15 protein-coding genes are annotated in these 18749 nt (G+C 69.9%); 8 read left to right on the forward strand and 7 right to left on the reverse strand.

The genetic code is table 11. The annotated features are described in order from the left end of the window. From JGS39_RS23835 to JGS39_RS23855, 5 genes are all read right to left on the reverse strand, one after another. On the reverse strand, window positions 1–949 hold a 949-nt coding region (locus JGS39_RS23835; RefSeq protein ID WP_219571494.1), incomplete at its 3' end, for a DUF58 domain-containing protein. An 11-nt stretch (window positions 950–960) separates the two neighbouring features. After that, the gene (locus JGS39_RS23840; protein WP_219571495.1) at window positions 961–1962 is read right to left on the reverse strand and encodes an AAA family ATPase; all 1002 of its coding nucleotides are present in this window, start codon (window positions 1960–1962) and stop codon (window positions 961–963) included. Further along, the gene (locus JGS39_RS23845) at window positions 1959–3185 is read right to left on the reverse strand and encodes a DUF4350 domain-containing protein (protein ID WP_219571496.1); all 1227 of its coding nucleotides are present in this window, start codon (window positions 3183–3185) and stop codon (window positions 1959–1961) included. The genes JGS39_RS23840 and JGS39_RS23845 overlap by 4 nt, the downstream gene beginning before the upstream one ends. After that, entirely contained in the window at window positions 3182–3871 is a 690-nt protein-coding gene (locus JGS39_RS23850) for a DUF4129 domain-containing protein (RefSeq protein WP_308120640.1), read from the reverse strand. Before JGS39_RS23850 ends, JGS39_RS23845 begins: the two co-directional genes overlap by 4 nt. Before the next feature lie 4 nt (window positions 3872–3875). Further along, entirely contained in the window at window positions 3876–5078 is a 1203-nt protein-coding gene (locus tag JGS39_RS23855) for a DUF7847 domain-containing protein (protein ID WP_219571498.1), read from the reverse strand. Between the two features lie 140 nt (window positions 5079–5218). On the opposite strand from JGS39_RS23855, the gene mtnA reads away from it, so the two are divergent. From mtnA to JGS39_RS23890, 7 genes are all read left to right on the forward strand, one after another. Next, the gene (gene mtnA, locus JGS39_RS23860; protein ID WP_219571499.1) at window positions 5219–6364 is read left to right on the forward strand and encodes an S-methyl-5-thioribose-1-phosphate isomerase; all 1146 of its coding nucleotides are present in this window, start codon (window positions 5219–5221) and stop codon (window positions 6362–6364) included. Window positions 6365–6368: 4 nt separating this feature from the next. Then, complete coding sequence (gene mtrA / locus JGS39_RS23865; RefSeq protein WP_187282414.1) at window positions 6369–7058, forward strand: two-component system response regulator MtrA; 690 nt, start codon at window positions 6369–6371, stop codon at window positions 7056–7058. A 1-nt stretch (window position 7059) separates the two neighbouring features. Further along, on the forward strand, window positions 7060–9081 hold the full coding sequence (gene mtrB / locus JGS39_RS23870) for an MtrAB system histidine kinase MtrB (RefSeq protein WP_219571500.1): 2022 nt from the start codon (window positions 7060–7062) through the stop codon (window positions 9079–9081). Further along, window positions 9071–10936, forward strand: a complete 1866-nt coding sequence (locus tag JGS39_RS23875; RefSeq protein WP_504740110.1) for an LpqB family beta-propeller domain-containing protein — start codon at window positions 9071–9073, stop codon at window positions 10934–10936. The genes mtrB and JGS39_RS23875 overlap by 11 nt, the downstream gene beginning before the upstream one ends. Window positions 10937–11076: 140 nt before the next feature. After that, window positions 11077–11805: a ComF family protein gene (locus JGS39_RS23880; protein ID WP_219571501.1), complete on the forward strand. Its 729-nt coding sequence runs from the start codon at window positions 11077–11079 to the stop codon at window positions 11803–11805. Between the two features lie 321 nt (window positions 11806–12126). Continuing rightward, complete coding sequence (hpf, locus tag JGS39_RS23885; protein ID WP_219571502.1) at window positions 12127–12816, forward strand: ribosome hibernation-promoting factor, HPF/YfiA family; 690 nt, start codon at window positions 12127–12129, stop codon at window positions 12814–12816. Window positions 12817–13001: 185 nt separating this feature from the next. Further along, window positions 13002–13757: a response regulator gene (locus JGS39_RS23890; protein ID WP_148018959.1), complete on the forward strand. Its 756-nt coding sequence runs from the start codon at window positions 13002–13004 to the stop codon at window positions 13755–13757. Window positions 13758–13793: 36 nt separating this feature from the next. Here the strand turns inward: JGS39_RS23890 and JGS39_RS23895 are convergent, their stop codons facing one another. Further along, on the reverse strand, window positions 13794–14969 hold the full coding sequence (locus tag JGS39_RS23895) for a winged helix-turn-helix domain-containing protein (RefSeq protein WP_219571503.1): 1176 nt from the start codon (window positions 14967–14969) through the stop codon (window positions 13794–13796). 51 nt (window positions 14970–15020) lie between these two features. After that, a complete protein-coding gene (locus JGS39_RS23900) occupies window positions 15021–15608 on the reverse strand; it encodes a GNAT family N-acetyltransferase (protein ID WP_219571504.1) in 588 nt (195 codons plus the stop codon). A 239-nt stretch (window positions 15609–15847) separates the two neighbouring features. On the opposite strand from JGS39_RS23900, the gene secA reads away from it, so the two are divergent. Then, a complete protein-coding gene (gene secA / locus JGS39_RS23905) occupies window positions 15848–18661 on the forward strand; it encodes a preprotein translocase subunit SecA (RefSeq protein ID WP_219571505.1) in 2814 nt (937 codons plus the stop codon). The last annotated feature ends 88 nt before the right edge of the window (window positions 18662–18749 follow it).

Here is an 18749-nt window from a genome sequence, read left to right on the forward strand (position 1 = left end):
CGGTGATGTGCCCCGCCTCGACGCGTCGATGGACGCGGCACTCCTTCTCACCGCCCTCGCGACCCGCGCCGGCGCCACGGCCCCGGACCTGGGCGCGTACCCGGCGGTCGTGGGCGAGAAGGTCCACGCGATCGCCGGCGCGGGTCGCGAGGGCGGTGAGAAGGAGTGCCGCGTCCATCGACGCGTCGAGGCGGGGCACATCACCGACCCGGCCCGCCGACGTACGGCCGGTGTCGAGGACGATGAGGATGTGACGGTCGCGCTCGGGGCGCCAGGTCCGTACGGCGACCGCCGACTGGCGCGCGGTGGCCCGCCAGTCGATCGAGCGGGTGTCGTCACCGGGGACGTAGGCACGCAGACTGTCGAACTCCGTGCCCTCGCCCCGGGTGAGGACGCTTGTACGGCCGTCCAGTTCGCGCAGCCTGGCCAGGCGGGACGGCAGGTGTTTGCGGCTCGTGAAGGGCGGCAGGACCCGTACCTTCCACGGGGCGCGGTGGCTGCCCTGGCGGGCCGCGAGTCCCAGCGGGCCGTAGGAGCGGACGGTGATCTGCTCCGCCCGGCGGTCACCGCGACGGGTGGGGCGCAGCAACGTGGTGACACGGCGGCGTTCACCGGGCGGGACGTCCACTCTGTGGCGCGACGCTGCCTGGCCCGTGCCGGGGAACCAACTGCTGGGAGGCCATGCGTCGCGGAGGTGTGCCCGCAGGCGACGGCGGGAAGGATTGACTACGGTGAGTAGTACTTCGGCGCTGTCGCCGAGTCGAACGGTTGTATCGCCGGATCGAGTGAAATGGAGCTGACGGACTGGCGCTGCCAGGGCGTAGTCGCACAGAATTGCTAGAAGAAGCGGGGCGTTGACCGCGAGCATGCCCGTCCAGCTCGGGGCCAGGATGCCTACAGGGAGTGACCCAAGGGCGGCGAGCAGGGCGGTGCGTCCGGTAAGGGCCACCATTCACCGCCTCAACGGGGTACGGGGACATGGGCGAGAACCGCGGTGATGACGGAGTCCGGGGTGACTCCCTCCATCTCCGCCTCGGGCCGTAGCTGAATGCGGTGCCGGAGCGTGGGGAGTGCGAGGGCTTTCACGTCGTCGGGGGTGACGTAGTCGCGGCCGGTCAGCCAGGCCCAGGCACGGGCGGTGGAGAGCAGAGCGGTGGCGCCCCGGGGTGAGACACCCAGGGAGAGCGAGGGGGATTCACGCGTGGCACGACAGATATCCACGACATAGCCGGCGATCTCGGGGGAGACGGTGGTCCTGGCGACAGCGATGCGTGCGGCCTCCAGGTCGGCAGGTCCGGCAACCGGTCGTATGCCCGCCGTGTGCAGGTCGCGGGGGTTGAAGCCGTCGGCATGGCGGGTCAGGACGTTGATCTCGTCGTCGCGGGACGGCAGTGGGACCGTCAGCTTGAGGAGGAATCGGTCCAACTGGGCTTCAGGCAGGGGATACGTGCCCTCGTACTCCACGGGGTTCTGTGTGGCCGCCACGAGGAAGGGGTCCGGCAGGGGGCGAGGAGTGCCGTCGACAGTGACCTGGCGTTCCTCCATCGCTTCCAGAAGGGAGGACTGGGTCTTTGGAGGCGTCCGGTTGATCTCGTCGGCGAGCAGAAGGTTCGTGAACACCGGCCCCGGCTGGAAGGAGAACTCGGCGGTGCGGGCGTCGTAGACGAGTGAGCCCGTGACGTCACTCGGCATCAGGTCGGGGGTGAACTGGACGCGTTTGGTGTCGAGTTCGAGTGATGCTGCGAGGGCCCTGACCAGGAGGGTCTTGGCCATGCCGGGGACACCTTCCAGCAGGACATGGCCGCGGCACAGGAGGGCGACCACGAGCCCGGTGACGGCCGGGTCCTGGCCGACCACGGCCTTCGCGATCTCGGAGCGCAGCGCTTCCAGGGAGGCGCGGGCCGCGGCGTCGCCGCTGACGGTCCCGGTTGTCCCGGCGGGAATGGGGGGCGGGGCGCTCATGAGGTACGGACCTCTCTTTCGAGGGTGTCGAGTTGTTCTGCCAGAAGGACGAGTGCGGCGTTGTCCGAAGGGACCGGGCCGAAGAGCAGTTCGTGGAGGCGGGTGTCGTCGGCACCGCGGCGTACGGAGACGGCGGGGAGGAGCGTCGCGGGAGCGTGTGCGTCGCGCGGGGAGACGCCGACCAGGGGGGCGAGGCGGGTACGGGTGGCGTGGCGCAGGGAGGCGGCAGCCCGGTCGCGGGCATTGGCCTTGCGCTGGAGGCGGGCTCGGCCCTCGGTGGACTCGGAGGCGCGGATGGCCACGGGCAGCCGCTCGGCCACCACGGGGCCCAGGCGCCGTGCCCGCCAGATCGCGGCGAGTAGGGCTGCGAGGGCGAGTTGGAGGGTTCCCCAGAGCCAGCCTGACGGCACCAGGTCGATGAAGCTGCTTTCGTCCTCCGCGCCGTCGCCGTCCGTGCCGCTGTCATTGTCTCCGCTGCTGCCCGCGGCCGAGGGATCACTGAGCGAGGGGATGTACCAGACCAGATGGGGGCGCGAGCCGAGGAGTTGAAGGGCCAGCGAGGCATTGCCCTCGTTGTCCAGACGGTCGTTGTAGAGGAGGTCGGGGGATCCGAGCAGGACGGTGTCACCCGAGGCCGGCTGTTCCAGCATCAGCAGGGAGGGAAGACCGTCGGCCGGGTAGCAGGCGAGGGTACCGACACCGGTCGGCGTGTAGCGGAAGCCCCCTGTCTCGGCGTAGCCGGCCTGGCGTGCGGCGGCCAGAGAGCACCGTGGGGCACGTGTGGACACCGGCACGGAGGAGCGCGCGTGGACACCGGGTGCCAGTGCGCCCACGGAGGGCGGACCGGCAGCGAGGAGGACGGTGCGGCCGCCCGTATCGGTGGTTGCCCTGCGGAGCGCGTCCTGCTGAGACGGCGTCAGCAGATTGGGGGCGGCGACCAGCAGCGTGGTGTCGGAGCCGGCTGCGGACGTGGCGGCCCGAAGCGTGGTGACGACGCGGACGGATATGCCTCGGTCCTTGAGGAGTTCGGCGACGGCCCTGCTGCCGTAAGGGTCTGCGGAGCGGGGGTCGAGCCGGCCGTGCTGGTCTCCGGAGCGGGTGGCGGCCAGGGCGATGCCTGCGGCGACGAGCACGAGAAGGGCAAGCAGGAGCCCACGAGCGCGGATCCATACCTGACGCGGCGTGAGGGAGGCGGAGGTGGACGAAGCGGTCGTCGCGGTCATTCGGCAGCCCCCAGGAGCGTGCCGGAGAGGTGCGGTGTCGCGGACTCGATGTCGAGATCGAGGGTGAGAACGGTCAGATACGTCTGCTGGTCGGCCGATCGGCCGCCGTATGTCACGTCGTCGAAGATCCGGGCTGCCGCCCGGAGCCGCGTGGCGTGTGCGGGAAGGGTGCGGCCCGCCTCCGTGGCGGCCTCGTCGGCGGTGCGTCCGGGGCGGGCGTCGAGCAGAGCGCGTTCCTCCAGGGAGCGGACGATGGCGCGCATCCGCTCCTGGACCGCCTGGCTCCAGTGGCCGGCCTCGGCGTGGGCCTCAGCGGCGGCGCGGTGTTCCAGTGCGCCGCGGGGGCCGCTCTCGAAGAGGGCTTCCGCTGCCCGCGAGGTGCGCTGCGGCGCGCCCAGACGCCAGAGGAGCGCGGCGATCAGGGCGATCACGATCAGTACGAGGACGACCAGTCCCACGGGCCCGCCGGGGGCAGCGCCCGAGGCGGTCGAGAGGAGGTCACCGATCCAGTCCCACAGATGGTCCAGAGCACGCTGGAGCGGGTTCGGATCGTTCTCGTGGTACATCGGCTTGGACAGTTCGTGCCGCGCGGCTTCGCGGGCGGGCACCCGTGGAGTGTCCACGGGTATGTCGCCGCTTGCCCGGATCAGTAGCTCTGCTGCCGCTGTGCCACCCGCCCCCGACACGGTGTCAGCTCCTGTTGTCGTAGCCGGGCAGACCGGCTGCCCTGGCGAGGTCGAGGTCGAGCGCTTCTCGCCGGATGCGCTGGTCCACATAGAGAAGGGCCATGACACCGGCGGACAGAGGATAGGTGATCGTCGCGATGACCACGTCGCCGATCGCGGAGACGATCAGGAACGGCCAGCCGAAACTGGTGGGTCCGTCCGTGAGGAAGGAGCTCAGGCCGCCGTCGTCCACCGCCATCGCGATGAGGCCGAACGGCATGCCGATCACGAGCGTCACGATGAGCGTCAGCAGCCAGGTGAGCGCGAGGATGCCGAAGGTCCGCCACCAGGCGCCGCGGACGAGTTTGGCGGAGCGCCGCAGCGATGCGGTGATCGACTGCCGTTCCAGCATCAGCGCCGGGGAGGCGAGGCAGAAGCGGACCATGAGCCAGAGGAACACGCCGCCGGCGGCGAGCAGCCCGATGAAGGCGAGGCCGACACCTGCCGTGTCGCCGATCAGGAAACCCGGGATGATTCCCGCGGTCATGAGGACCGCGGCCATGAGGGCCAGCAGGAAGGTCAGGCCCAGGAGCGGGAGCAGCCGGGGCCGGGCCTCGGTCCAGGCGTCGGAGAGCGTGACGGGGCGGCCCAGCACCGAGCGGCTGATGACCACGGTCAGCACGGCGGTGGTGAAGATCGTGGCGAGCATCGAGATGAGCAGAGGTGGCGCGGTGTTGAGCAGGCTGGAGCGGAGCGAGTCGGTGGCCTGGCGCAGGGCCTCCGAGCCGGTGGCGTTGCGGTCGATCGACGGGGGTTCCGGCAGCAGGTACCGCTGCACCAGCAGGATGCCGGCCTGGGCGATCACGGAGACGGTGAGCGTGATGCCGAGGACCGTGCGCCAGTGCGCGCGCATGGTGGAGACGGCACCGTCCAGGATCTCACCGACACCCAGGGGCCGCAGCGGGATGACGCCGGGCTTGGCAGCAGCGGGCTGCCGCCCCCAGCCGGGTCCCTGCGGCGGAACGCCCCAGCCGGGGTAGGGAGGCGGGGTGCCGGGGCCCGCTGCGGAATCGCCCGGTGCGGACCACTGCCCTGCGGGCGGCTGCGTGGAAGACCAGTTCCCCGCAGGTCCGCTGCCGTCGACGGGCTCAGAAGGCCGGGGGACGCCTGCCTCCTGGTCGTCGGAGGGGGCAGATCCGGGCGAGGCCCAGCCCGGAGTGTCGTTCATTCTCGCTCCTTCACGGTCCTGTCCGCGCATCGGGGCGTCAGGTTGGCAGCCATCGTGCCACGCGTGGCACCCGTCCGGGCCTGGCGCTGTATCTCCTTCGTTCCTTCCTGCGCGGGCGTCCCACGGGGCAGACTGGACGGATGGCTGATCAGGACGCGCAATCGCCGGTGGGCAGCGAGCCCGCCGCGCTTCCCGTACTTCGCTGGGACGAGCCCCCGGAAGGCCCTGTCCTGGTGCTTCTCGACCAGACGAGGCTGCCGGCCGAGGAGGCGGAGCTGGCCTGTACCGACGTCCCCGCCCTGGTGGAGGCGATCCAGACGCTGGCGGTGCGCGGGGCGCCACTGCTGGGCATCGCAGGGGCCTACGGGGTGGCTCTCGCCGCCGCTCGGGGCTACGACGTGGCGGAGGCCGCGGGTCTGCTGGAGCAGGCGCGGCCCACCGCGGTGAATCTCGGGTACGGGGTGCGGCGTGCCTCCGGGGCGTACTGGGCGGCCGTCGACAAGGGGGCCGGTCCGGAGCGGGCGGCCGCGGTGGCGCTGGACGAGGCCCGGGCGCTGCACCGGGAGGACGCCGTGGCCAGCGGGCACATGGCCCGGTTCGGGCTTGCCCTCCTGAACGAGTTGCTGCCGGGTGGCGGCCATCGGCTGCTGACCCACTGCAACACCGGGGCGCTTGTCTCCGGGGGCGAGGGAACGGCCTTCGCGGTGGCGCTCGGTGCGCACCGGGCGGGGCGGCTCAGGCGGCTGTGGGTGGACGAGACCCGTCCGCTGCTGCAGGGCGCCCGGCTGACCGCGTACGAGGCCGCACGCAACGGCATGCCGTACAGCCTGCTCACGGACAACGCCGCGGGGTCGCTGTTTGCCGCGGGCGAAGTGGATGCCGTGCTCATCGGGGCGGACCGTATCGCTGCCGACGGGTCGGTGGCCAACAAGGTCGGGAGCTATCCGCTGGCGGTTCTCGCGAAGTATCACCACGTACCGTTCATCGTGGTGGCACCGACCACGACCGTGGATCTGCACACCGCGGACGGTGCGGCCATCACCGTGGAGCAGCGACCGGCCCGAGAAGTGACTGAGGTCACACCGCCGCGGTCGCGGGGTGACGGGAGGGGTGCGGGCGGAGCGCCCATGGCCCCGGTGGGAACCCCGGCGTACAACCCCGCCTTCGACATCACGCCGCCGGAGCTGGTCACGGCGATCGTCACGGAGGAGGGCGTAATCTCCCCGGTCACAGGGGTCGGACTGGCAGAGCTGTGTGCCAGATCATCGCAGGTAACGATTAGCTAATGGGATGATGTCGTTTATGAAGGGACGCGTCCTTGTCGTCGACGACGACACCGCACTGGCCGAGATGCTCGGGATTGTGCTGCGTGGTGAGGGGTTCGAGCCGTCGTTCGTAGCGGACGGCGACAAGGCACTTGCTGCATTTCGTGAGGCAAAGCCGGACCTGGTCCTGCTGGATCTCATGCTGCCCGGTAGGGACGGCATCGAGGTCTGCAGGTTGATCAGGGCCGAGTCCGGTGTGCCGATCGTCATGCTCACTGCCAAGAGCGACACGGTTGACGTGGTGGTGGGCCTGGAGTCCGGGGCCGACGACTACATCGTCAAGCCGTTCAAACCTAAGGAGTTGGTTGCCCGGATCAGGGCACGTTTGCGGAGGTCCGAGGAACCGGCACCGGAACAGCTGACCATCGGGGACCTGGTCATAGATGTGGCCGGGCATTCGGTGAAGCGGGAGGGGCAGTCCATCGCCCTGACCCCGCTGGAGTTCGACCTGCTGGTCGCGCTCGCCCGCAAGCCGTGGCAGGTCTTCACCCGTGAGGTACTCCTCGAGCAGGTCTGGGGATACCGCCACGCCGCTGACACCCGTCTGGTGAATGTCCACGTGCAGCGGCTCCGCTCCAAGGTCGAGAAGGACCCGGAGCGGCCGGAGATCGTCGTGACCGTCCGAGGCGTCGGTTACAAGGCCGGACCGAGCTGACATGTCCCTGGGTAGCACTGCTCCGAAGCCCGGGGAGCCGGGAGTCCGTGCGGAGCGGGCTGCCGGTTCAGGGCACACGTCATCTCCGTTGGGGCGCTTCCTGCAGGGCGGCCGGTTGTTCCAGGACCGGGCGCCCGGCGGGCCGGTGCCGCGACTGCTGATGCGCTGGGTGAGGCGTCCGCTGCTGCCTGCCGTACGGCTGTGGCGGCGCAACCTTCAGCTGCGGGTCGTCGCCGGCACGCTGCTGATGTCGCTCGGCGTGGTGCTGCTGCTCGGTCTCGTCGTGATCGGGCAGGTGCGCAACGGCCTGCTGGACGCGAAGGGCAAGGCCGCCCAGACACAGGCCGCCGGAGGGTTCGTGGCCGCACAGGAGAAGGCGAACGCACCGCTCCCTCCCGGTCAGGGCGGCGACACCGCGGACGGCGCGACGGCCAACAACTCCTGGCGGACCGAGCTCGTCGACCAGCTCGCCAGCGGTGGGAAGTACGCCTTCAACGTGGTGGCGCTCAGCGCCGACGAAGGGTCCCGCGCCCCGCGTGGCTCGGGCAGCGTCGAGGCCGCGAGCATTCCGCAGAAACTGCGTGAGTCGGTGAACAAGGGTCCGGGAGCGTTTCAGACGTACTCCCAGATCAAATACTCGAACGGGCAGGAGCCGCAGCCCGGCCTCATCGTGGGCAAGCGGCTCTACGACATCGACCGCAATCCGTACCAGCTGTACTACGTCTTCCCGCTGACGCAGGAGGAGAAGTCACTGACCCTGGTCAAGGGAACACTCGCGACCGCGGGTCTGTTCGTGGTCGTGCTGCTCGGGGCCATCGCGTGGTTCGTGGTGCGCCAGGTCGTCACCCCCGTACGCATGGCGGCGGGGATCGCCGAACGGCTCTCGGCCGGCCGGCTCCAGGAACGGATGAAGGTCACCGGCGAGGACGACATCGCCCGCCTCGGTGAAGCCTTCAACAAGATGGCGCAGAACCTCCAGCTGAAGATCCAGCAGTTGGAGGAGCTCTCACGGATGCAGCGGCGCTTCGTCTCCGACGTCTCGCACGAGCTGCGGACGCCACTGACGACCGTGCGGATGGCCGCCGACGTCATTCACGAGGCACGCGTCGACTTCGACCCGGTCACGGCGCGTTCCGCGGAGCTCCTCGGGGACCAGCTCGACCGGTTCGAGTCGCTGCTCTCCGATCTGCTGGAGATCAGCCGTTTCGACGCCGGTGCCGCGGCACTGGAGGCCGAGCCGATAGATCTGCGACAGGTCGTGCGCCGGGTGATCGGCGGCGCCGAGCCGCTGGCCGAGCGCAAGGGCACCCGGATCAGGGTGGTCGGCGACGAGCAGCCCGTGATCGCCGAGGCCGATGCGCGACGGGTCGAGAGGGTCCTGCGCAATCTGGTGGTCAACGCCGTCGAGCACGGCGAAGGACGCGATGTCGTGGTGCGGATGGGCGTGGCCGGCGGAGCGGTCGCCATAGCCGTCCGGGACTACGGCGTGGGGCTGAAGCCCGGCGAGGCGACCCGGGTGTTCAACCGCTTCTGGCGGGCCGACCCGGCCCGCGCCAGGACGACCGGTGGCACCGGCCTCGGGCTGTCCATCGCCGTCGAGGACGCGCGGCTGCACGGAGGCTGGCTGCAGGCCTGGGGCGAGCCCGGCGGCGGCTCGCAGTTCCGGCTGACGCTGCCGCGTACGGCGGACGAACCGCTGCGCGGATCTCCGATACCTCTGGAGCCCGAGGACTCGCGGCGCAACCGTGAGAACCGGGAACGGGCCGCGTCCGCTCCCGCCGGGAGCAGCGAGCACCGGCTGGTGGCGGTGCCTTCGCAGCCGGCCGGCACGGACCGGGCAGCACTGCCCGTACCGGCCCGGGCCCCCATGCCCGCCCGGACCGCACCGGCCTCGGTGCATCCGGCGGCCCTCCCGGGCAACGGCTCACGTGTGGTGCCGCGTCCCGCCGGGGAGCGGCCGGACCGTCACAACGACTCTCCGGGGCAGGATCCGGGGCGGGAGGACACGACTCGTGGGCACTGACCGTCGTCAGGGCGGCCGTGGACGTGCGGTGGGGGCGACCGTGCTGCTCGGATGCGGCGCCGTGCTGCTGTCCGCGTGCGGCTCGATGCCCGTCACCGGGGACGTCAAGGCTGTGGACGCCTCGCAGCCCGGTGACTCCCAGGTGCAGGTGTACGCGGTCGCGCCGCGTGACGGCGCCACTCCGAACGAGGTGGTCGACGGCTTCCTGGAGTCGATGACCAGCGACGACTCCGATTTCAGGACCACGCGCCAGTACCTCACCAAGAGGGCGTCGAGCGACTGGAAGCCGGGCGCGCTCACCACGGTGCTGGCCAGTGCGCCGAACCGGAGCGACCGGCCGGTCCACGACAGCGACCGCAGTACCAACGAGGTCACCTACACCCTCACCGGTGAGGAGGTGGCAACGGTCGACGGCCAGAACGCCTATCAGCCGCTCGCGCCGACCGACTACTCCCAGACGCTCAACCTGGTACGCCAGAAGGGGCCGGACGGCAGCGAGTGGCGCATCGACAGAGTTCCGGACGGCCTGGTCCTCGGGCAGTCCGACTTCAAGCGCCTCTACCGTTCCGTCAACAAGTTCTACTTCGCCACCGGACGGACCGAGGCACAGTCCACGCTGGTCGCCGACCCCGTCTACATCCGTAACCGGACCGACCCCGCCACCGGTATGGACACGGTGACGCAGGCCGTCCGCAGCCTCCTCAGAGGTCCGACCGACTGGCTGCGGCCGGTGGTCGCGTCCCGCTTCCCCGCAGGCACCGGACTGCGGAAGGGCGTCACCTCACTGACCCCCGACGACCGCAACGTGCTGAAGGTCCCCCTCAACAAGAAGGTGGACGGGGCCGGCCAGCGCTCCTGCCGGATGATGGCCTCACAGGTGCTCTTCACCCTCCGGGACCTGACATCCGCCCGGGTCGAGCAGGTCGAGCTGCAGCGTTCCGACGGGTCGGCGCTGTGTGTGCTGGGAGCGGACCAGGCAGAGGAGTACGCCCCCGACGGCTCGTCGGGCGGTTCCGACAGCCAGTACTTCGTCGATGCCAAGGGGCATGTGGAGCGCATCCCGGGAAGCACCCGGGGCAGTGGTGAGCCGCAGCCGGTGGCCGGTCCGTTCGGCAGCGGTTCGCTGCGGGTGAGCGCGGTCGGAGTGTCCCGGGACGAGCAGTCGGCGGCTGCGCTCTCGCAGAACAAGGACGCGCTCTACACGGCCTCCCTGGCCACGGCCGGGGAACTCGGGCCACCGGTGGTGACCAGCAGGGCCGACAAGGCCGGGGACCGGCTGACCGCCCCCAGCTGGGACAGCCGGGGTGATCTCTGGGTCGCCGACCGCGACCCGGACAACCCGCGGCTGCTGCGGCTGGCCGACGGCACCGGCAAGCCGGAGGAGGTCACCGTGCCGATCCTGGACGGCAGCCGTGTCACGGCACTGCGCCTGTCCTCGGACGGGGTCCGCATCGCACTGCTGCTGACACTGGGCGATCGGACGACGCTGCAGATCGGCCGGATCGAGCGGCAGGGCCCGCAGGGCAAGGAGCAGGTCTCCGTGGTGGACCTGCGGCACGCCGCGCCGCAGCTGGCCGATGTGACCGCGATGTCGTGGTCGGGCGGCAGCCGCCTCGTGGTGGTCGGCAAGGAGGAGGGAGGGGTGCAGCAGGTCCGCTATGTGCAGGCGGACGGTTCGACGCCCTCCTCGGGCGTGCTGCCCGGTGTCAACCAGGTGCGCGCCATCGCGGCGGCGGACGACGAACAGCTGCCGCTGATGGCGGACACGGTCGGCGACGGAATAGTGAAACTGCTGCCCGGCGACAACTGGCAGACGGTGCTGAAGGAAGGTTCGGCCCTGGTCTACCCGGGCTGACCGGCAGTACATCCGTGACGCCAGGACCGGCACGCCGTACGAGGGCACGAAGGCCGTCCGGGCGCAGCCGCGTGTTCCGCGGTGGCCGGCCGTTGTCCACAGGGGTGGTCGGGCTGCCGTGACGCGGGCACAGTGGAGCCATGCGCGGGTGGTGGCGTGAGATCGCGGGACTGGTCCTGCCGGTGGACTGCGGCGGCTGCGGCAGTCCGCGGACAGAGCTGTGCGAGGAGTGTGCCGCGCAGCTGTACGGCGGGGCGCCCCGCCGGGTGAGACCTGATCCGGAGCCTGTCGGCCTGCCCCTCGTACATGCGGCCGCCGGTTACGGGAACGCGGTACGCGCGGTGCTGCTGGCCCACAAGGAGCGGGGTGCACTTGGCCTCGCCGGAGCTGCCGGAAGGGCGCTGGCGGGTGCCGTGAGGGCCGGGGCGGGGTCGTCGCCCGACGGGAGACCACTGCTGCTGGTGCCCGTACCGTCGGCGCGCCGGGCCGTTGCCGCGCGTGGACACGATCCGGCCCGGCGGATCGCTCTGGCGGCCGCCGCGGAACTGCGCCGTGGGGGCACGTCGGCCCGGGTAGCCGGTGTGCTGCGGCAGCGGCGTCCGGTGGCCGATCAGTCCGGGCTCGGCGCCCGTGAGCGCCGGGAGAACCTGGCGGGCGCGCTGGGGGTCGTGTCCGGCGGTGGGCGGCTGCTCGCCGCCGGACGGGTGGTGCTGGTGGACGACCTGTTGACGACAGGCGCCTCGTTGGCCGAAGCGGCCCGCGCGATCGAAGAGGGCGGCGGGTGGGGGAGCGCCGGTTCCGGGGTGCGTCACGCGGCCGTTGTCGCAGCATCTCCGTCCGCCTTCGAAATAAACCGGAACTGGAACTGAACTTGCATCGTTGCAGGTAGTGAGTGGGTAAAAAGACCTGAACGGAGGTACGCGCGAGTAGCGGGTGCCGACATCCGCCCTGGCAGGCTATGTTCGGTTGTGAGGAATGGTGAATGCCAGGCCTCGAGGAATGCACCGCCAGGTTTCGGGCAGGCGACCCACCGGCGTTCGGAAACCGGGAATTCGGTGGGGTGGAGACCTTGCCGACGGGGGAGGAGGAGGTGGAAGTCACCGAGTCCGCGGCTCCGGTCATCACCGGGGCCTGGTGCAAAAGGGAGATGCTCCGCCACTGGGCGGAGCGATCCGGGAACGGAGTTCTGCGTGGACATCGTCGTCAAGGGCCGCAAGACCGAGGTGCCCGAGCGGTTCCGCAAGCACGTGGCCGAGAAGCTGAAGCTGGACAAGATCCAGAAGTTCGACGGCAAGGTGATCAGCCTCGACGTGGAGGTGTCCAAGGAGCCGAATCCTCGTCAGGCGGACCGCTCCGACCGTGTGGAGATCACGCTCCGCTCGCGTGGGCCGGTCATCCGGGCAGAAGCGGCCGCAGGCGACCCGTACGCAGCGCTGGACCTGGCCACAGGCAAGCTGGAGGCGCGGCTGCGCAAGCAGCACGACAAGCGCTACAGCCGCCGCGGGACGGGTCGCATCCCCGCTGCTGAGGTCGGTGAAATGGTGCCGGACGCGGCGTCGTTCAACGACGACGGCGAACTGGTCGCCGACGAGGCGGCACCGCCGGTACCCACCACCAGGATCGGCTCGCTCGAGGTACAGGGCGAAGGACCGCTGGTGATGCGCGAGAAGACGCACGTCGCGGCACCCATGTCGCTCGACCAGGCGCTCTACGAGATGGAACTGGTCGGTCACGACTTCTATCTGTTCGTCGACTCCGAGACGAAGGAACCCAGTGTCGTCTACCGGCGGCATGCCTACGACTACGGTGTCATCCACTTGAGGACCGACCCGCTGGCCGCCGATGAGGCGGGCGGCGCGGGCGGCGCGCTCGGCGGCTGACGCCACCACTTCGTGGTGCCCCTGGAGCGCCTGTGCGCCCCCAGGGGCACCCTCGTGCGACCACGGGATCACCGCTCCGACGTCCAGGCATGAAATCATGGCGGCCCAAGCCAATCGGTGCTCTGTGAACTGCCGTTGGCGGACAGTTTGTGAACTTCAGGCCGTGGCCTTCAGGGGGAGGAACGATGGCGGACACCTTCGGGCCCGTGCGCGATGCGAATGATGCCGATGACGCCGGCGGTGACCGTGCCGGCGCGGACGACGACAGCGGTTCCCGCAAGGAGCCGATCCGAGTCCTTGTGGTCGACGACCATGCCCTGTTCCGCAGAGGCCTGGAGATCGTCCTCGCGCAGGAGGAGGACATCCAGGTCGTCGGCGAGGCGGGAGACGGGGCGGAGGCGGTCGACAAGGCGGCCGACCTGCTGCCCGACATCGTCCTGATGGACGTACGCATGCCCAAGCGGGGCGGTATCGAGGCCTGCACCTCCATCAAGGAGGTGGCCCCCAGCGCGAAGATCATCATGCTGACGATCAGCGACGAGGAAGCGGACCTCTACGACGCCATCAAAGCGGGTGCCACCGGCTATCTCCTCAAGGAGATCTCCACGGACGAGGTCGCCACCGCGATTCGCGCCGTCGCCGACGGACAGTCCCAGATCAGCCCGTCGATGGCGTCCAAACTGCTCACCGAGTTCAAGTCGATGATCCAGCGGACCGACGAGCGCCGGCTGGTTCCGGCGCCCCGGCTCACCGAACGTGAGCTCGAAGTCCTCAAACTGGTTGCTACGGGCATGAACAATCGCGATATCGCGAAGGAACTCTTCATTTCCGAGAACACCGTGAAGAACCACGTCCGCAACATTCTGGAGAAGCTCCAGCTGCACTCCCGGATGGAAGCCGTGGTCTACGCCATGAGGGAGAAGATCCTGGAGATCAGGTGACCGTGCCCGGGGGTAAAGCCCCGGGAATGCGGGCGCTCACGCCAGGGCGCGGGCGATTTCCCTGGTGAGCGGCGCGCGCAGCTCCGGTGCGTCCACCCGTTCCAGCCGGACCTCCGTGCAGCCGACCCAGGAGGCGGCTTCCACCAGCGCCTGAGCCATCGGCGCCACGGCCTTGGCGCCCGCCAGGGACACCTGCCGGGCGACCAGCGTCGTGCCCTCGCGAGCCGGGTCGACCCGGCCCTGCAGCCTGCCGCCTGCCAGGAGCGGCATCGCGAAGTAGCCGTGGATCCGCTTGGGCTTGGGGACGTACGCCTCCAGGCGGTGGGTGAAGCCGAAGATCCGCTCGGTCCGCGCCCGCTCCCAGACCAGTGAGTCGAAGGGCGAGAGCAGCGTCGTGCGGTGGCGCCCGCGCGGCTCGGCGGCCAGGGCCTCCGGATCCGCCCAGGCCGGTTTCGCCCAGCCCTGAACCGTCACCGGCACCAGTCCGGAGTCCGCCACCACGGTGTCGAACTGCTCTCCCTTGATCCGGTGGTAGTCGGCGATGTCCATACGGGTGCCGACACCCAGTGACCGCCCCGCGAGCGCCACCAGCCGGCGCAGGCACTCCGCGTCGTCCAGATCGTCGTGCAGCACGGCGCCGGGCAGGGCGCGCTCCGCGAGGTCGTAGACCCGCTTCCAGCCGCGCCGCTCGGTGCACACCACCTCGCCGTACATCAGGGCCCGCTCGACGGCCACCTTCGAGGCGGACCAGTCCCACCACTCCCCGCCGTTCTTCGCGCCGCCCAGCTCCGTCGCCGTCAGCGGTCCCTCGGCGCGCAGCTGCTTGATGACGGTCTCGTAGGCACCGTCGGGCAGGTCGTGATGCCACTGCGGGCGGGAACGGTAGGCCCGGCGGCGGAAGGCGAAGTGCGGCCACTCCTCGACCGGCAGGATGCATGCCGCGTGCGACCAGTACTCGAAGGCGCGACCGCCCGACCAGTACGCGTCCTCGACCGACTGGCGGCCGATCATGCCCAGGCGCGCGTACGGAATCAGTTCGTGCGAACGCGCGAGCACCGAGATCGTGTCGAGCTGTACGGCGCCCAGGTGGCGCAGGACCCCGGGCACCCCGGCCCGCCGGTCCGGGGCGCCGAGGAAGCCCTGCGCGCGCAGCGCGATCCTGCGGGCCTGGTCGGCGGAGAGTTCGACTGCGGGAGGCTGCACAGACGTCATGCCACGCACCCTAGAGGGCGGCACTGACATCCCGGGCGGAGCCGGCGCCCCTCATGCCCTCCCCACGGCGTCGGCCGGCAGATACGCGTCGGTGCCGGGCAGCCCGAGGTCGGACGGGAGCAGGGCGCCGACCCACGTATCGCGGCGCACGCCCTTGTTGATCAGCCCGGAGCGCTGGTCGCCCTCCATGTGGAAGCCGGCACGCAGCGCGACCGCTCGCGAGGGCAGGTTGCCCGTCTCGGCCCGCCACTCCAGCCGGTCCCCGCCGAGCGCGGTGAAGGTCCAGCGGGCGGCGCAGAGGACCGCCTCCGTCGTGTAGCCGAGGCCGCGGTGCTCCCTGGCGGTCCAGAAGCCGACCTCGTACGTCCCCGGCCCGGTGCGCCGGTTGATGCCGAGCGCACCTGCCAAGGCGCCGCTGCGGCGCACCACCACGGCGAAGTTGTACATGGAGTCGTCCTGCCAGCCGGCCGGTGAGAGCTGCCGGGCGAAGAGCTCCGCGTCCGCGCGGCCGTACGGTGAGGGGACGACCGTCCAGCGCTGGATGTCGGGGTCCTGGCAGGCCGTGTGCAGGGCGTCGGCGTCGCCCGGCACGAAGGGGCGCAGCAGCAGGCGGTCGGTGGTGAGAGTGATCGGCTCCATGTACGGATTCTGGTGAGGGAGCCGTCATGTGGCGAGTACTTTTCGGTCTTCCCGGCACCTTCGGCGCCCTTCGGCCGTTGATTCGGAAGGGCACTGCGGGTCCACGCGGTGGCAGCCCTCCCGGCGCGGCGGGGTCCTCGCTTACGATGGCCGTTGCGGTGGGGCCCACCTGCCGTGCCCGCGCCAGAGTCCATAACACGACCCAGTGCCAGGCCCGACCGGCAAGGAGACCAGCCTCAGTGTCCGTCTTCAACAAGCTCATGCGTGCAGGCGAAGGCAAGATCCTGCGCAAACTGCACCGCATCGCGGACCAGGTCAGCTCCATCGAAGAGGACTTCGTCAACCTCTCCGACGCCGAGCTGCGGGCGCTCACCGACGAGTACAAGGAACGGTACGCGGACGGCGAGAGCCTGGACGACCTGCTCCCCGAGGCATTCGCGACCGTCCGTGAGGCCGCCAAGCGGGTCCTCGGACAGCGCCACTACGACGTCCAGATGATGGGCGGCGCAGCCCTGCACCTCGGTTACGTGGCCGAGATGAAGACCGGCGAGGGCAAGACCCTCGTCGGCACCCTGCCCGCGTATCTCAACGCACTCTCGGGCAAGGGCGTGCACCTGATCACGGTCAACGACTATCTGGCCGAGCGTGACTCGGAGATGATGGGCCGGGTCCACAAGTTCCTCGGACTGAGCGTCGGCTGCATCATCGCCAACATGACTCCGGCCCAGCGCCGCGAGCAGTACGGCTGCGACATCACGTACGGAACGAACAACGAGTTCGGTTTCGACTACCTCCGCGACAACATGGCCTGGGCGCAGGACGAGCTCGTCCAGCGCGGTCACAACTTCGCGATCGTCGACGAGGTCGACTCGATCCTGGTCGACGAGGCCCGTACGCCGCTGATCATCTCCGGCCCCGCCGACCAGGCCACCAAGTGGTACGGCGACTTCGCCAAGCTGGTCACGCGCCTGACCAAGGGCGAGGCGGGCAACCCGCTCAAGGGCATCGAGGAGACCGGCGACTACGAGGTCGACGAGAAGAAGCGGACCGTCGCGATCCACGAGCCCGGTGTCGCGAAGGTCGAGGACTGGCTCGGCATCGAGAACCTCTACGAGTCGGTGAACACCCCCCTCGTCGGGTACCTCAACAACGCCATCAAGGCCAAGGAACTCTTCAAGAAGGACAAGGACTACGTCGTCATCGACGGCGAAGTCATGATCGTCGACGAGCACACCGGCCGTATCCTCGCCGGCCGCCGCTACAACGAGGGCATGCACCAGGCGATCGAGGCGAAGGAAGGGGTGGACATCAAGGACGAGAACCAGACCCTCGCCACGATCACCCTTCAGAACTTCTTCCGCCTCTACGGCAAGCTCTCGGGCATGACCGGTACGGCGATGACCGAGGCCGCCGAGTTCCACCAGATCTACAAGCTCGGCGTGGTGCCGATCCCGACCAACCGGCCGATGGTCCGGGCCGACCAGTCGGACCTGATCTACCGCACCGAGGTCGCGAAGTTCGCCGCCGTCGTCGACGACATCGCCGAGAAGCACGAGAAGGGCCAGCCGATCCTGGTCGGTACCACCTCGGTCGAGAAGTCCGAGTACCTCTCGCAGCAGCTCTCCAAGCGCGGTGTCCAGCACGAGGTCCTCAACGCCAAGCAGCACGACCGGGAAGCGCCGATCATCGCGCAGGCCGGCCGCAAGGGCGCCGTCACGGTCGCGACGAACATGGCGGGCCGCGGTACGGACATCAAGCTGGGCGGCAACCCCGACGACCTGGCCGAGGCGGATCTGCGCCAGCGCGGGCTCGACCCGGTCGAGCACGTCGAGGAGTGGGCGGCGGCGCTGCCCGCGGCCCTGGAGAAGGCCGAGCAGGCCGTGAAGGCCGAGCACGACGAGGTCAAGGACCTCGGCGGGCTGTACGTCCTGGGCACCGAGCGGCACGAGTCGCGCCGTATCGACAACCAGCTCCGTGGCCGTTCCGGCCGTCAGGGCGACCCGGGCGAGTCCCGCTTCTACCTCTCGCTCGGCGACGACCTGATGCGTCTGTTCAAGGCGCAGATGGTCGAGCGCGTCATGTCGATGGCCAACGTGCCCGACGATGTGCCGATCGAGAACAAGATGGTGACGCGGGCCATCGCGTCGGCGCAGTCGCAGGTCGAGCAGCAGAACTTCGAGACGCGTAAGAACGTCCTGAAGTACGACGAGGTGCTCAACCGGCAGCGTGAGGTCATCTACGGCGAGCGGCGCCGGGTCCTGGAGGGCGAGGACCTGCAGGACCAGATCCGCCACTTCATGGACGACACGATCGACGACTACATCCGCCAGGAGACGGCGGAGGGGTTCGCCGAGGAGTGGGACCTGGACCGGCTGTGGGGCGCGTTCAAGCAGCTTTACCCGGTGAAGGTCACGGTTGCCGAGCTGGAGGAGGCCGCCGGGGATCTCGCCGGTGTCACCGCCGAGTTCATCGCCGAGTCCGTCAAGGACGACATCCACGAGCAGTACGACGAGCGGGAGAAGACGCTCGGCTCCGACATCATGCGTGAGCTGGAGCGGCGCGTGGTCCTGTCCGTCCTGGACCGCAAGTGGCGTGAGCACCTCTACGAGATGGACTATCTCCAGGAGGGCATCGGCCTCCGTGCCATGGCGCAGAAGGACCCGCTGGTCGAGTACCAGCGCGAGGGCTTCGACATGTTCAACGCCATGATGGAGGGCATCAAGGAGGAGTCCGTCGGCTACCTGTTCAACCTGGAGGTCCAGGTCGAGCAGCAGGTCGAGGAGGTTCCCGTCCAGGACGCGGCGACGTCGCTGTCCAAGGAGGACGCCGTTCCGGCGGCGCGTCCGGAGATCCGGGCCAAGGGGCTCGACGCCCCGCAGCGTCCGGACCGGCTGCACTTCTCCGCTCCCACGGTGGACGGGGAGGGCGGTGTCGTCGAGGGCGACTTCTCCAACGGTGACGGTGGGGCCTCCGGGGATTCGGACGGGCTCACCCGGGCGGAGCGGCGCAAGGCGCAGAAGAGTGGTGGCGGTGGGCGTCGCCGCAAGAAGTAGCGCGCGCTGATTGTTGTTCTGCGGCCGGGGCCGGGCACCGTTGGGTGCCCGGCCCCGGCCGTTGTGCGTGTGCGTTGTGGTGTGCGGG

Origin of the sequence: Streptomyces poriferorum, from assembly GCF_019399235.1 — a bacterium.
GTDB lineage: Bacteria > Actinomycetota > Actinomycetes > Streptomycetales > Streptomycetaceae > Streptomyces > Streptomyces poriferorum.